This window comes from Methylobacterium ajmalii (assembly GCF_036448855.1).
In the GTDB taxonomy this organism is placed as follows: Bacteria; Pseudomonadota; Alphaproteobacteria; order Rhizobiales; family Beijerinckiaceae; genus Methylobacterium; species Methylobacterium ajmalii.
Window position 1 is genome coordinate 107,956 of the sequence record NZ_JAZFXT010000063.1, and the last position, 13,241, is coordinate 121,196.

A 13,241-nucleotide genomic window follows, 5' to 3' on the forward strand; every position below is an offset into this window, starting at 1 on the left:
TCCGGTGCCGGCCAGGATAGGGCGCGCGGCCTAGGCTGCCGGCCCTGGCTCTCACGGGCCCGATCGGGTATCAGCCCCGCCGCGCCGGTGGCGGCCGAGCCCGCCGGACATTCGCCGGGGTCGGAGCCCGGGCAGGGCGCGCGGTCGAGGGCGATGCGGTACGAGGTCGAGCGGAAGTTCATGGTCGCCCATGCGGGCTGGCGCAAGCGCGCGGTGAGCCGGCGCCGGCTCACCGACGGGCTCGTCGGCGAGTTTCCCGGCGGCAAGGTCCGGGTGCGGCTCGACGAGGAGCAGGCCTGGATCACCGTCAAGGGCCGGCGCGACGGCCTGGCGCGGCCGGAATTCGAGTACGAGATCCCGCGGGCCGACGCGGAGGCGATGCTGGGCCTCGTCTGCGAGACCTGCCTGATCGAGAAGACCCGCCACTGCGTGCCCCATGACGGGATGGAGTGGGTGGTGGACGAGTATGGCGGCGCCCTCGCCGGCATGGTCCTGGCCGAGGTCGAGCTGGAGCACGAGGGACAGCCCCTCGTCCTGCCGGACTGGATCGGCCGCGAGATCACCGCCGACGCGCGCTTCCGCCAGTCGACGCTGCTGCGGCTCGCCCGCGAGGCCGGCCGTCCCGTGACCCTGACCGAGGTCGTCGCGGCGCGGCTGTGAGGCTCGACACGACCGCGGACGCCCCGTCCCGGTCCCCGAGGAAGGACCACACGATGACCGGATTCCTGAAGACGTCCCTGTGCGGGCTCGCCCTCGCCGTCGCGATCGGGGCGGTGCCGGCCGGGGCCGCGGGCGAGACGGCCCCGACCGGCGAGGCGCTGGCGCGCCGGATCGTCGGCACCTGGGAGCTCGTCTCCTACAAGGTCGAGGATAAGGCGACCGGCAAGCTCGTCGACGCGATGGGCGAGACGCCGCGCGGGCGCGTGATCTTCACGCCCGACGGCTGGGTGGCGTTCAACCTCGAGGGCAGCGACCGCAAGCCGGCCAGGTCAGAGGCCGACCGCGCCGCCCTGATGCACACCCTGGTCGCCTATATCGGCCGCTACCGGGTCGAGGGCGACCAGTGGGTGACGAGCGTGCAGACCGCCTGGGCGCCCGAATGGGTCGGCACCGAGCAGCGGCGCACCATCCACATCGACGGCGACACCGCCGACGTCACCACCCCCTGGCGGGAGATGCCGAACTGGGACGAGGGCAAGCCCTCGCGCAGCCTCATCCGGTTCCGCCGCGCCTCCTGAGCGCGGGCGCCCCGCGCGGACCGGATCCCGATATCCCAAGCCCGATACGCCAAGTCGCCGGCCGGGGCGCCGTTGAGGAAGCGTTGATGCTCTTCAGCACGGCCCGCGCCGGCCGATGATGGAATCGGCCGCGGGCGCGGAGCGGCGATTGTCCTTCGCGTCCGCATCGTCTATGAGGCGGCCGCACAACCGCTGAGCTCAACCCGCCAGCGTTCTTCTCGTCCCAGGCGGTCGCGACCGCCCGGGGCCGGCCAGCGGATCGCAGAATCCGCGCCGCCTCGCGCGTCCGATCGAGCGGACCGGGACTCTTCGCCGCGAGGGACCGACCAGACCGGGTCGGGGTACCGCGGCCCCGCGACAGCGGCTCCTACCGAGGAAACCACCCCGAAAATGGCTTGACGCGCCGTGCGGGCCCTATCCCGCGCGACGCGAGCGGACGCCTGTCACGACCGGAGCCGCGCGCGCCTCGCGCCGCCGGACCGGCCTGAACGAGAACGGGATTGGGCCATGCGCGCCGACGACACGACCACCTGCCCGAAGGCCACTGCCCCGACCGGGATCAGCCGCCGCCGGATCCTCGGGGGCGCCGCCGCCGGCCTCGCGGCCTCGGCCCTGCCCGATTCCCTCGCGCTGGCGCAGGGCGCCGACAAGGTCGACGTGCTGCTGATCGGCGGCGGCATCATGAGCGCGACGCTCGGCGTGTGGCTCAACGAGCTGGAGCCGACCTGGTCGATCCGCATGCTCGAGCGCCTCGACAAGGTGGCGATGGAGAGCTCGAACGGCTGGAACAACGCCGGCACCGGGCACTCGGCGCTGGCCGAATTGAACTACACGCCCGAGAAGAAGGGCAAGATCGAGATCGCCAAGGCGGTCGAGATCAACGAGGCGTTCCAGATCACCCGCCAGTTCCTGGCCTGGCAGGTCAAGAACGGCGTGTTGAAGGACCCCAAGACCTTCATCAACTACACCCCCCACATGAGCTTCGTCTGGGGTGACGACAACATCGCCTACCTCAAGAAGCGCTACGAGGCGCTGCAGGCGAGCCCGTTGTTTGCCGGGATGGAGTTCTCGACCGACCCCGAGCAGCTGAAGAAGTGGGTCCCCCTGATGATGGAGGGGCGCGACCCGAACCAGAAGGTCGCCGCCACCTGGTCGCCGCTCGGCACCGACGTCGAGTGGGGCGAGGTCACCCGCCAGTACGTCGCCCACCTGCAGGCCCAGAAGACCTTCCGCCTCGACGTCTCGACCGAGGTCCAGGGCATCACGAAGAACGCCGACGGCTCCTGGCGGGTCACCGCGCGCAACGTGAAGGACGGCTCGCGCCGGAGCGTCGACGCCAAGTTCGTGTTCATCGGCGCCGGCGGCGGCGCCCTGCACCTGCTCCAGGCCTCCGGCATCCCGGAGGGCGAGGATTACGCCGGCTTCCCGGTCGGCGGCTCGTTCCTGATCAACGAGAACCCGGACGTCGCGACGCTGCACCTCGCCAAGGCCTACGGCAAGGCCTCGGTCGGCTCGCCGCCGATGTCGGTGCCCCACCTCGATACCCGGGTTCTCGGCGGCAAGCGCGTCCTTCTGTTCGGGCCGTTCGCGACCTTCTCGACCAAGTTCCTGAAGGAAGGCTCGTATCTCGACCTGCTCACCTCGACCACGAGCAGCAACGTCTGGCCGATGATGCGGGTCGGCATCGACGAGTACCCGCTGGTCGAGTACCTCGCCGGGCAGCTGATGCTCTCCGACGACGACCGGATGGCGGCGCTGCGCGAGTACTTCCCCAACGCCAAGAAGGGCGAGTGGCGCCTGTGGCAGGCCGGCCAGCGCGTGCAGATCATCAAGCGCGACAAGGACAAGGGCGGCGTGCTGAAGCTCGGCACCGAGATCGTCAACGCCAAGGACGGCACCATCGCGGCGTTGCTCGGCGCCTCGCCGGGCGCCTCGACGGCCGCCCCGATCATGCTCGACGTGCTCCAGAAGGTCTTCGCCCAGAAGGTCGCCACCCCCGAGTGGCAGGCCAAGATCCGCCAGATCGTCCCGAGCTTCGGCGGGAAGCTCAACGACGATCCGGAGAAGGTGGCCCAGGAATGGGCCTATACCAGCGGCCAGCTGCAGCTCCCGACCCCGCCGGCGATCGACCGCGGCACCCTCAAGCCGCTCCCGGTCAGCGCTTCCGGCACAGAGGCCCCCGTCAAGGGGCCGGTGGGCGACCTGGCGCCCTGATCCGCCCGGGTCCGACCGGGATCGCCGGTCGGACCCGGAACGGGCCGGATTCAGCCCTGGAACGGGATGGTGCGGCCGGGCTGGCGCGCCTGCTCCTTCGTGTAGGCGACGCCGTGCACCTTGATCCCCTTCTCGTCGAGGAGGGTGATGATGCCGCCCTTGTTCGACAGGGTGGCCGGCGCCTGCACCGCCACGGTCAGCGTCGCGCCGGCCGCGATCGTGCCGGTGAGCGGCATCGCGTTCTTCTGCTTGTCCTTGAGCGACCAGCCGGTCAGGTCGACGGAGACGTCCGCGGTGTTGAGCAGCGTCACCGTCTCGCGCTCCGGCGTATGGGTGTCGTTGACGAGAGCCGCGATGATGCGCACCAGCCCGTCCGGCACGTCGCGAGGCGGGATGCGGTCGCGGTCGACCGGCGCGTGCGGCTCTCCGCCGTGACCCGGATCGGGCGGCACCGCCGGATTCGCCGAGGCGTCGTCCGAGTGCCAGGCCTGGGTCTGGAACTTCAGGAACACCGCCACCCACTGCTCCTCGCGCGGGAACCGGAAGATCAGGCCGCCATCCTGATAGGGACCGTTGTCGCCGGCGAAGCGCCCAGGCGGGTTTCCCTGGTTCATGTGGATGTCGTGGATTCCCCGGCCCGGCTTGAAGCCGAAATACCGGTCGGCCTTGTCCTCCTCCGGTCCCCAGGTCTCGCCGAAGGCATAGATCCAGGATTCCTCGTCCGCCATCGCGCGCTGCACATAGGCGTCGAGCTTCTCGTTGAGGTCGTTGTCCGGCCCGGCGGCCGAGAGGGGCAGCGGCTTCAACTCCCAGGGCTGCATGAGGTTGCCCCGGATGTAGTCGAGTGCGACGCCGTCCGGTCGGCTCGAGGCCGGGTTCACGCCCTCGGGGAGCGTCGCCAGCGCCGCGGTGATTGGGTGCTCGAAGCGGGAGCGGACGAGGAACTGCACCTCGCTGCCGTCCTGCGACTGCACGTTGATGGCGATGCGATGCATCTCGCCGTTGGCCGAGACCAGCACCTGGTAATGCGGGCTGCGGCCGGTGGCGAGGCGGTTGTTGATCGGACGGCCCTTCAGGACGGAATAGGTCTTGAGCGGCATGACGGGTTCTCCCGGGCGGTGTCTCGGCGGCGACGGATCGATTCGGGGGCCGATTCGGTCAGCGGGCGGGCCAGGCGGGGAAGAACAGGCGCTGGCGGTTGGTCTTCATCCGGCCGGGTGCGACGTAGGCGTCGAGCCAGCCGGCCGTCTCGTCGAGGAACTTGGCCTCGGCCAGCGGCGCCCCCCGCTCGGCCAGCCGGTCGATAGTCTGGCGCGCGTAGAAATGGCGGAAGAGGCGGTCGAACTCGGTCAGGTAGATGTCGGCCACCCGGGTGTCGCCGCGGATCAGCAGCATGTTCTCGTCGTTGCCGGTGAGCGATGAGGACGAGAAGTTCGCCGAGCCGGTACACACCAGCGGATCGTCGCCGAGCGGATCGATCAGCAGGAACTTGGTGTGGATGAAGAAGATGTGGCCCTGCTTGCGGAATAGCTCCTCCTTCAGGAACCAGTCGTCGAGGCTCGTCGCCGGAAACGCCTTCTTGCCCTCGGCATAGGCGCCCAGCAGCGCGCCGTAGGCGGCCACGACGTCCGGATCGCCCTTCAATCTGTCGCGCAGCTCCCGGTCGGGCGCATCCTCGAGCAGAAGGAAGCGCACGAAGTCCCGGTTTATGCCGAACTGCGCTGCCAGAAGCTTGTTCACGCCGAAGGCGGCGGTGAACATCACCGTCTCTCGGGCGCCGGCGATGCGCGCCGCGTACCAGCTCAGCATCGCGTCGTTCTTGCGCGGCGAGAAGAATGGCGTGGTGCCGGGCACGGCCGTCAGGGCGTCGAGCGCGTCCTGCGGGGTGCGCTCCTGCGTCCATGTCGAGAGCGTCGGCGTCGCGGGGTCGTGCGACAGCACGGTCCAGTAGTCGAGATAGGCCTGCGCCACGCCCTCCTCGCGCACGACATGTAGGACGTTGGTCTGGCCGATGAAGCCCGAGGCGGTGAAGTTGGTCGAGCCGGTCAGGACCTCGCGGGCAGCGCCCGCCCGGATCCAGACGATGAACTTGTTGTGCGGGATCTTGCGCCGGCGGGTGCGCGGGATGAGCTGCAGGTTGGCCTGGCGGTCGAGACCGAGCGCCGCGATGGCGTTGCGCGCCGCGACGGTGGCGGAGGTGTCCTCCAGCCGCTTGTCGTCCCGGTCGTAGTCCTGGCCGGCCTCGTGCACGATCCGGACGTCCACCCCGCGGCGGGCCGCCCGTTTCAGGGCGCGGAGGATCGGCGCGTAGGTAAACTCGTAGGCGGCGACCCGCAGCGCCTCGCCGTCCTGTGCGCGGTCGATGAAGGCGAGGGCGGCATCGAGGGCACCGCGGGAGAGCCAGCGCACCTCGGGATCGGCGGGATCGTCCTCGTCCTCCGGCGGCCGGTTCTGGAAATGGCTGGAGAAGGCCTGCGAGGCGATGGCGCCGCGGTTGAACCAGATCCCGTGCGTGCCGGTCGTGGGGTCCTCGGTCGTCACCGTGATCTCGGTCCCCTCGCCGAGGACTGGGGCCGCGGGCCTGCCGTAGACGGGCTGGACGCGGTAGCGCGTGGTCGTGCCGGGCTTGGCCTCGTAGTCGGACCAGATCAGGCTCTGGATCGGATGTAGGTTGCTCGGAAAACGGTCCTGGGGATCGGGCCGGGGCACGACCGAGCGGAAGACCTTGCGGCCTTCGAGCCAGTCGGGCACCGACCCGTTCATCCGCGCGATGGCGAAGCCGAGCAGGCCCGCGCGCGCCTCCTCGGCGATGGCGATCGCGAGCAGCACGACGCGCGTGCCCGCAATCGCTCGCAGGTCGATCGATCCGCCCGTCGCACGCGCGCGCATCCCCCGTGCCTCCCCGCCAAAGGAATGTTGATTGCCAGGATGACATAACAATATTTCACAATTTTGACAATTGTATTACCGGTTATATGGCATGAATCTCCCGTTTCAGATCGAAGATCGACTGAAAATAGGGTCGAGACGTCGATCGTCCGAATCGGATCGGATTTCGAGGCGACCGATCAGTCGTAAAAATCGCGAACCGCAATGATATGGCGTCAAAACAAGAGGCATGAAGGAGTCATATATCGCTCGATGGTGCCAATCATGACTTGGGCGTGTCTGAAAACGAACCGGGTATCCCGGTCGTCATCCCCGCGTGAGACGATCCGGTGATCGTCGCGTCAAGGCCGGTGGAGAGGCTGGCGCGCGGTCGCGGCGGACGGGCCGACCGGAGAACTGACACGACTCCGGGGCGGAACCGCATTACGGTCCGTCCCCGGCACCGGAGGATGCACCGAATGATCCAGCTCTACGCCTGGGACACCCCGAACGGGCGCAAGATCAGCGTCGCGCTCGAGGAGATGGCGCTCCCCTACCGGGTCGAGCCCGTCGACATCACCAAGGGCCGGCAGTTCGAGCCCGACTTCCTCGCCATCAGCCCCAACAACCGCATCCCGGCGATCGTCGATCCCGACGGGCCGGACGGGGCGCCGCTCCCGGTGTTCGAATCCGGCGCGATCCTGGTCTACCTCGCCGAGAAGACCGGGCGCTTCCTGCCGCCGACCGGCCGCGGCCGGGTCCAGGCCATGGAATGGCTGATGTGGCAGATGGGCGGCTTCGGGCCGATGCCGGGCCAGGTCCACCACTTCCTCTCGGTCGACGAGAAGGACCGCGCCTACGGGCTCGCCCGCTACCAGAAGGAGACGCACCGGCTCTACGGCGTGCTCGACCGGCGCCTGACGGGAACAGAGTTCGTCGCCGGCGACCTCTCGATCGCGGATTTCGCCATCCTGGGCTGGGCCTGGCGCCACGCCCGGCACCGGGTCGACCTCGCCGAGTACCCGAACGTGCGGCGCTGGTACGACGCCCTGATGGCGCGGCCGGCGGTGCAGCGCGGCTTCTCGGTCGCGCTCAGCTGATGGGAGCCTACGCCATGACGGACGAGACCGCGCTCCGGGCGCAGCTGATCGCGCGCTTCTTCCGCTACCTCGCCGTGCCGAGCCAGAGCGACGCCCGCGCGACCGCCCTCCCGAGCACGCCGGGCCAGCTCCGGCTGGCCGAATTGCTGGCCGGGGAGTTGCGCGAGCTCGGCCTCCACGACGTGGTGCTCGACGCGCACGCGATCCTCACCGCCCGCAAGCCCGGCACCCGGCCGGGCGCGCCGCGGATCGGCTTCATCGCCCATCTCGACACGGTCGATGTCGGGCTGTCGCCCGAGATCCGCCCGCAGGTCCTAAGGTTTACCGGCGACGACCTCTGCCTCAATCCATCCGAGGACATCTGGCTGCGCGCCGCCGAGCATCCCGAGCTCGCGGCTTATCGCGGCGAGGACGTGATCGTCGGCGACGGGACGAGCGTGCTCGGGGCCGACAACAAGGCGGCGATCGCCGTGGTGATGACGCTGCTCGCCACCCTGGCGCCGGAGGACGCGCACGGCGACATCGTGGTGGCCTTCGTGCCGGACGAGGAGATCGGCTTGCGCGGCGCCAAGGCCCTCGACCTCGCGCGCTTCCCTTGCGACTTCGCCTACACGATCGACGCCTGCGCGGTCGGCGAGGTGGTGATCGAGACCTTCAACGCGGCCGGCGCCGAGATCGTGTTCACCGGCGTCGCCGCGCATCCGATGTCGGCCAAGGGCGTGATGGTGAACCCGCTCCTGATGGCGCACGACTTCATCGGCCGGTTCGACCGGGCGGCGACGCCGGAGGCCACCGAGGGGCGCGAGGGCTACGTCTGGTTCAACGGCCTCCAGGCCCATTCCGGCGAGGCCCGCCTCCAGGCGATGATCCGCGACTTCGACCGCGAGGGCTTCGCCGCCCGCAAGGCGCGCCTGCACGCGGTGGCCGAGGACATCGCCGCGCTCTACCCGACCGGGCGGGTGGACTGCCGGATCACCGATACCTACGGCAACATCCACGACAGCCTCGGCGACGACCGCCGCTCCGTCGACCTCTTGTTCGCGGCGCTGGCCGCGGAGGGGATCGCGCCGAAGGAAATCCCGATGCGCGGCGGCACCGACGGCGCGGCGCTCTCGGCCCGCGGCCTGCCGACCCCGAACTACTTCACCGGCGCCAGCAACTTCCACTCCCGGTTCGAGTTCCTGCCGGTCCCGGCCTTCGCGGCGTCGTACCGGGTGACGCGGCGGATCTGCGGGCTGGCGGCGGGGGAGGGGAGCGTCGATTCGGGGTCGAAATGACCCGGGCGGAGGCTTTCATCCGACGCGCCACCTCATCCCGAAAGCCCGTCCGGGCGGATCCGGCTGCCGACGAGGGGCGTGGCCTATCCTGCTCTCGACCTCATCCTGAGGTGTCAGTCCATCTGCGATGGACTGACACCTCAGGATGAGGTTGCGTGTGGGAGGCAAGATCATCCGTTGACCTATTGCGTGTATCGAACAGGCTCTGACACCTCAGGATGAAGTCGAGAGAGGGAGGGATGCGGGCATTCCGTGGTTCGTGAAAACTACGGATCGTCGCCGCGTCGATCGCCCTCGAACACCCGCGCGACCAGCTCCCCGACGCGCGCGTTGCCGAGCGCCTCGTCGAACAGGATCCGGAACAGGATCGGCGCGATGACGCCGTCGAGCACCGCGTCGAGGCTCGGGAACGCCTCGCCCCGGGCCGCCGCGCGCTCGGCGATGAGGGCGATCTGCTGGCGGGCGTAGCTGCAGCATCGGCGGGGGCCGGCGGCGCCCTCGGCCGCCAGCACGTCGCGGATCATCTCGCGGCCGAGATCGGACGACATTTCCTCGGCATATTGCTCGGCCCAGGCCAGGAGGTCGCCGCGGCCGTGGCCGGTCTCCACCGGCACCATGTCCGGGCGCAGGCGCTCGACGGCGACGTCGGCCAGAAGCTCGTTCAGCTCGCCCCAGCGCCGGTAGATCGTCGAGGGCGTGACGCCGGCCTCCGCGGCGATGAGCGGGATCGTCACGGCGGTGCGCTCCATCCGGGCGAGCAGGTCGCGGGTGGCCCGGTGGACCGAGGCCTGGACCCGCGCGCTGCGCCCGCCCGGGCGCGGCCCTCCCTCCCGCTCCACCATCGTTCCCCGTCCTCCAAACGCAAATAATTTGCTTTTAGCGTCCCGCGGCGCTAGATCGTTAACGCAACGGATTTGCTTTAAGGGCCACAGCGATGCGCGAAGGTCAAGGATTCCGGTGGCGTAGCCCCCATTGGCGCGACCCGCTCGTCTTCCACGCCGCGACGCTCGGGGCGTTCTTCGCCGCGGCCGCCGCCCCGACGCCGCTCTACCGGATCTACCAGGAGACCCTGGCGCTCTCGCCGGTCTTCGTGACGCTCGTCTTCGCGGTCTACGCGGTCGCGCTGCTCAAGGCCCTGCTGATCGCCGGGTCGCTCTCAGACCATCTCGGGCGCCGCCCGGTGATCGCCGGGGCGCTGGCGCTCGAGGCTCTGGCCATGGGGCTCTTCCTGCTGGTCGGGGAGGGGGCGGGCTGGCTCGTCGTCGCCCGGATCGTCCAGGGGCTCGCCACCGGCATCGCCGCCGCCTCCCTGGGCGCGGCCCTGGTCGATGTCGATCGCGCCCGCGGCCAGGTCGTCAACGCGGTGGCGCCGCTCGCCGGCATGGCGCTGGGGGCGCTCGGCACCTCGGCGCTGATCCAGTACGGGCCCTGGCCGCTCCACCTCGTCTACGGGGGGCTGCTCCTCGTCTTCGCCGGGCTGGCGCTCGCGATCCGGCGCATTCCCGAGACCGGCGCGCTGCGGCCCGGGGCGCTCGCCTCGCTGCGGCCCCGCATGGCCGTGCCGCCCCGGATCCGCCGGCCTCTGGCGCTGGTGACGCCGATCAACCTCGCCAACTGGACGCTCGGCGGCTTCTACCTGTCGCTCGTCCCCTCGGTCGTCGCCGCCGCCACCGGCAGCCGGGCGCCGCTCACCGGCGGGGCCGTCGTCACCGCCCTGATGGTCGCCGGCGCGGTCTCGGTGCTCGTGCGGCGCACGGCGGGCGCCCGGGAGAACCTGACCTTCGGGGTGCTCGCCACGGCGTTGGGCGTCGTCGCGGTGGTCGCCGGCATCCACGCGGCGAGCGTGCCGGTCCTGATCCTCGGCACCCTCGTCACCGGCGCCGGCTTCGGCGCCAGCTTCCTCGGCTGCCTCGGCACGGTGATGCCGCTCGCCGAGCCGGAGGAGCGGGCCGGGCTCCTGGCCGCCTTCTACGTCCAGAGCTACCTCGCCTTCAGCCTGCCCGCCGTCGCCGCCGGTTTCCTCGCCCGCAGCCTCGGCTACGCCGCGACGGCGGACCTCTATGCCGGGGTGATCCTGGCGGTGAGCCTGGGCGGGCTCGCGGTGATCCGGGCGCAGGCCCGGCGGGAGGTGGCGGTGGCGTAAGGGGGCTCCGTCCCGGCCGTGGCCTTGTCCCTGCGGGGATGCCGCAACCGGCATCCCCGCAGGGACGGGACTGGAGAGCGAGTCGAGCGGCCCCCCGCCCGAAAAAACTACCCCCGCCCCGCCGCCAGATAGGCCCGCCATCCTCCGTGGCGCGACACGTCCTCGGCCTCGCGCGTGCCCTCCGGCTCGCAGAGGAACCCCTTCGGCGTCGTGCCGTCGGAGAGCCGCAGGGTGCCGATGCCGAGGGGGGCGGGGATCGCCGCGACGAAGCGGCCGAAGGCCTCGGGCGCGAGGGCCCAGACCTCGGTGGCGATCGCCGTGCCGGTGCCCTCTTCCACCCGCACGAGGCCCGGGCGTCGCGGGCCGGCGCCCGGCAGGGCGAAGAGCCGGTAGTCGGGCGTGGTCGCGACCGCCCGCAGGAGGCGCGCGCCGAGCCCCGTCAGCTCGCCGTTCAGCGGCAGGCCGGAGAGATGCGCGCCGACCACCGCCAGCTCGATCTCGTCCGCGCCGGCCGAGGCCGGTTCCGGCGCCGACGGCAGCGGGGCGCCGGTTGCACCCATCGGGGTGCCGCCGGCGCGGTGGAGGGCGTCGCCCAGGGCGATCAGCGCCGCGTCGCGGCCGGCGGGCGCGATCAGGGTGAGGCCGGCCGGCCGGCCGTCGGCGCGTGGACGGCTCGGGACGGACAGCGCGCAGAGGTCGAGCAGGTTGACGAAGTTGGTGTAGGTGCCGAGCTCGGCGTTGGGGCCGATCGGGTCGGCGGCGAGCGCCGCGACGGTCTGCGGCCGCGGGAAGGTCGGCACGCACAGCGCGTCGATCGCGTGCCAGACCGGCTCGGTGACGCGGCGCAGCTCCGCCAGCCGGTAGCGGCCCGCGAAGGCGTCGGCGGCCGAGAAGGCGGTGGCGCGCTCGGTGATGGCCCGGGTGACCGGGTGCAAAGCCTCGGGGCGCGCGGTGATGAAGCCCCGGATCGCCTCCCAGCGCTCGGCCACCCAGGGGCCGTCGTAGAGGAGCGCGGCGGCGGCGAAGAATGGGGTCAGGTCGACCGGCACCAGGGTCGCGCCGAGCGCCTCGAGGTCGGCGAGCGCCGCGTCGAAGGCGGCCTCGGACAGGACGTCGCCGGCAAAGCGCCGGCTTGCCGCATCCGGCACGCCGATGCGCCGCGGGTGCGGGCCCGGCCGCCCGACCGGAACGGGACGCGAGAACGGGTCGGCGGCGTCGAACCCGGCGAGCGCCGAGAACCCCGCGAAGGCGTCCGCCGCGGTCAGCGCGAAGACCGAGACGCAATCGAGGGTGCGGCAGGCCGGCACCACGCCGCGGGTCGAGAGCGCCCCGAGCGTGGGCTTGAGCCCGACGATGTTGTTGAGCCCCGCCGGCACCCGGCCGGACCCCGCGGTGTCGGTGCCGAGCGCCAGAGGCACCAGCCCTGCCGCCACCGCGACCGCGGAGCCGGACGAGGACCCGCCGGGCACGAGCGCCGGGTCGAGGGTGTTGCGCGGCACGCCGTAGGGCGAGCGCATGCCGACGAGGCCGGTGGCGAACTGGTCGAGGTTGGTCTTGCCGATGATCAGCGCCCCGGCCTGCCGGAGCCGCGCCACCACCGCGGCGTCCTGCGCGGCGGGCCGCGCGTAATCCGGGCAGGCGCAGGTGGTGGGCAGCCCCGCGACGTCGATGTTGTCCTTGACCGCGACCGGGATGCCGTGGAGCGGGCCTGCCGGCAGGTCCGCGGCCTCCGCCGCCACCTCGGCCTCCGGCCGCAGGGCGAGGAAGACCGCCGGGTCGTCGTGGGCGGCGATGCGCCGGTAGACCTCGCGCACGGCCTGCGCGGGCGTGAGCGCGCCCGAGGCGTAGGCCTCGCGGTACTGGGCGAGGGTGAGGGGGAAGTCGGTCACGCCGGCACCTCGTCGATCAGGCTGACATGGGCGGCGACCACGCGCCAGCCCTCGGGCAGCCGGGCCCAGGACTGCATCTGGCGCCCGACCTTGCCGGGATGGGCCTCGCGCCAGAACAGGGTCGAGGCGGTGGCGAAGTCGCGCCCGAAGGTGGTGATGACGGTCTCGTCGATGCGCCGCTCGACCCCGACCGGCGAGCGCGCCCGCCGGAAGGCCCGGATCGCATCCATGCCGTAGAGGTTCTCCCCGATGCCGTACCGGATGGTGCGGGGATCGTCCCAGAACAGGGCCTCCAGGGTCGGTACGTCGTTGGTGACGAGGGCGGTCTCGTATGCCGCGAAGGCGGCCTCGACCTCGGCCTTCACCTCGGGGTTGTCGATATCCATGGAAATCATCCTTTCAGGCCTACCTGACTGCACGGCACAAGGCTCAGGCCCCCGCATCCATCAATCTCCACGTCATCCCGGGGCGAGGCTTGCCGAGAACCCGGGATCCATAATCGCTGACGGTTC

General features: G+C 71.2%; 11 protein-coding genes. 6 read left to right on the top strand and 5 right to left on the bottom strand.

All coding sequences use genetic code 11. The features are described 5' to 3' along the window. The first annotated feature begins 153 nt into the window (after positions 1 to 153). The 3 genes from V3T34_RS25765 (at position 154) to mqo (ending at position 3,452) form a co-directional block, all read left to right on the top strand. On the top strand, positions 154 to 660 hold the full coding sequence (locus tag V3T34_RS25765; RefSeq protein ID WP_305076866.1) for a CYTH domain-containing protein: 507 nt from the start codon (positions 154 to 156) through the stop codon (positions 658 to 660). A 53-nt stretch (positions 661 to 713) separates the two neighbouring features. Beyond that, positions 714 to 1,238, top strand: coding sequence for a lipocalin-like domain-containing protein (locus V3T34_RS25770; protein ID WP_091885743.1), 525 nt, complete (start codon positions 714 to 716; stop codon positions 1,236 to 1,238). A gap of 507 nt (positions 1,239 to 1,745) precedes the next feature. Next, on the top strand, positions 1,746 to 3,452 hold the full coding sequence (gene mqo / locus V3T34_RS25775; protein WP_305076867.1) for a malate dehydrogenase (quinone): 1,707 nt from the start codon (positions 1,746 to 1,748) through the stop codon (positions 3,450 to 3,452). Between the two features lie 50 nt (positions 3,453 to 3,502). Here mqo and V3T34_RS25780 read toward each other — a convergent pair whose 3' ends face one another. Together V3T34_RS25780 and V3T34_RS25785 are read right to left on the bottom strand one after the other, a co-directional pair. Continuing rightward, positions 3,503 to 4,552 carry a DUF2278 family protein gene (locus tag V3T34_RS25780; protein ID WP_305076868.1) on the bottom strand — a complete coding sequence of 350 codons (1,050 nt, stop codon included), beginning with the start codon at positions 4,550 to 4,552 and terminating at the stop codon, positions 3,503 to 3,505. A 58-nt stretch (positions 4,553 to 4,610) separates the two neighbouring features. After that, positions 4,611 to 6,341 (bottom strand): phospholipase D-like domain-containing protein, encoded by a 1,731-nt coding sequence (locus tag V3T34_RS25785; RefSeq protein WP_305076869.1) that lies wholly within the window; start codon positions 6,339 to 6,341, stop codon positions 4,611 to 4,613. A gap of 458 nt (positions 6,342 to 6,799) precedes the next feature. On the opposite strand from V3T34_RS25785, the gene V3T34_RS25790 reads away from it, so the two are divergent. Both V3T34_RS25790 and pepT read left to right on the top strand, forming a co-directional pair. Continuing rightward, positions 6,800 to 7,420: a glutathione S-transferase family protein gene (locus V3T34_RS25790; protein WP_060849636.1), complete on the top strand. Its 621-nt coding sequence runs from the start codon at positions 6,800 to 6,802 to the stop codon at positions 7,418 to 7,420. Positions 7,421 to 7,434: 14 nt separating this feature from the next. Then, positions 7,435 to 8,697 carry a peptidase T gene (gene pepT, locus V3T34_RS25795; RefSeq protein WP_305076871.1) on the top strand — a complete coding sequence of 421 codons (1,263 nt, stop codon included), beginning with the start codon at positions 7,435 to 7,437 and terminating at the stop codon, positions 8,695 to 8,697. Between the two features lie 266 nt (positions 8,698 to 8,963). Here pepT and V3T34_RS25800 read toward each other — a convergent pair whose 3' ends face one another. After that, the gene (locus tag V3T34_RS25800; protein ID WP_305076872.1) at positions 8,964 to 9,539 is read right to left on the bottom strand and encodes a TetR/AcrR family transcriptional regulator; all 576 of its coding nucleotides are present in this window, start codon (positions 9,537 to 9,539) and stop codon (positions 8,964 to 8,966) included. Between the two features lie 92 nt (positions 9,540 to 9,631). Between V3T34_RS25800 and V3T34_RS25805 the strand changes: the two genes are divergently transcribed. Further along, on the top strand, positions 9,632 to 10,840 hold the full coding sequence (locus V3T34_RS25805; protein ID WP_305076873.1) for an MFS transporter: 1,209 nt from the start codon (positions 9,632 to 9,634) through the stop codon (positions 10,838 to 10,840). Positions 10,841 to 10,947: 107 nt separating this feature from the next. Here the strand turns inward: V3T34_RS25805 and atzF are convergent, their stop codons facing one another. Continuing rightward, on the bottom strand, positions 10,948 to 12,729 hold the full coding sequence (atzF, locus tag V3T34_RS25810) for an allophanate hydrolase (protein ID WP_331369316.1): 1,782 nt from the start codon (positions 12,727 to 12,729) through the stop codon (positions 10,948 to 10,950). Then, entirely contained in the window at positions 12,726 to 13,115 is a 390-nt protein-coding gene (gene hpxZ, locus V3T34_RS25815) for an oxalurate catabolism protein HpxZ (protein WP_091753025.1), read from the bottom strand. Before hpxZ ends, atzF begins: the two co-directional genes overlap by 4 nt. Positions 13,116 to 13,241: the final 126 nt, after the last annotated feature.

What these genes read in the sequence shown, in the direction of transcription:
- hpxZ (WP_091753025.1), bottom strand. Translation starts at nt 13,115, where the DNA reads ATGGATATCGACAACCCCGAGGTGAAGGCCGAGGTCGAGGCCGCCTTC.
- V3T34_RS25800 (WP_305076872.1), bottom strand. Translation starts at nt 9,539, where the DNA reads ATGGTGGAGCGGGAGGGAGGGCCGCGCCCGGGCGGGCGCAGCGCGCGG.
- V3T34_RS25765 (WP_305076866.1), top strand. Translation starts at nt 154, where the DNA reads ATGCGGTACGAGGTCGAGCGGAAGTTCATGGTCGCCCATGCGGGCTGG.
- pepT (WP_305076871.1), top strand. Translation starts at nt 7,435, where the DNA reads ATGACGGACGAGACCGCGCTCCGGGCGCAGCTGATCGCGCGCTTCTTC.
- V3T34_RS25805 (WP_305076873.1), top strand. Translation starts at nt 9,632, where the DNA reads ATGCGCGAAGGTCAAGGATTCCGGTGGCGTAGCCCCCATTGGCGCGAC.
- mqo (WP_305076867.1), top strand. Translation starts at nt 1,746, where the DNA reads ATGCGCGCCGACGACACGACCACCTGCCCGAAGGCCACTGCCCCGACC.
- V3T34_RS25790 (WP_060849636.1), top strand. Translation starts at nt 6,800, where the DNA reads ATGATCCAGCTCTACGCCTGGGACACCCCGAACGGGCGCAAGATCAGC.
- V3T34_RS25780 (WP_305076868.1), bottom strand. Translation starts at nt 4,552, where the DNA reads ATGCCGCTCAAGACCTATTCCGTCCTGAAGGGCCGTCCGATCAACAAC.
- V3T34_RS25785 (WP_305076869.1), bottom strand. Translation starts at nt 6,341, where the DNA reads ATGCGCGCGCGTGCGACGGGCGGATCGATCGACCTGCGAGCGATTGCG.
- V3T34_RS25770 (WP_091885743.1), top strand. Translation starts at nt 714, where the DNA reads ATGACCGGATTCCTGAAGACGTCCCTGTGCGGGCTCGCCCTCGCCGTC.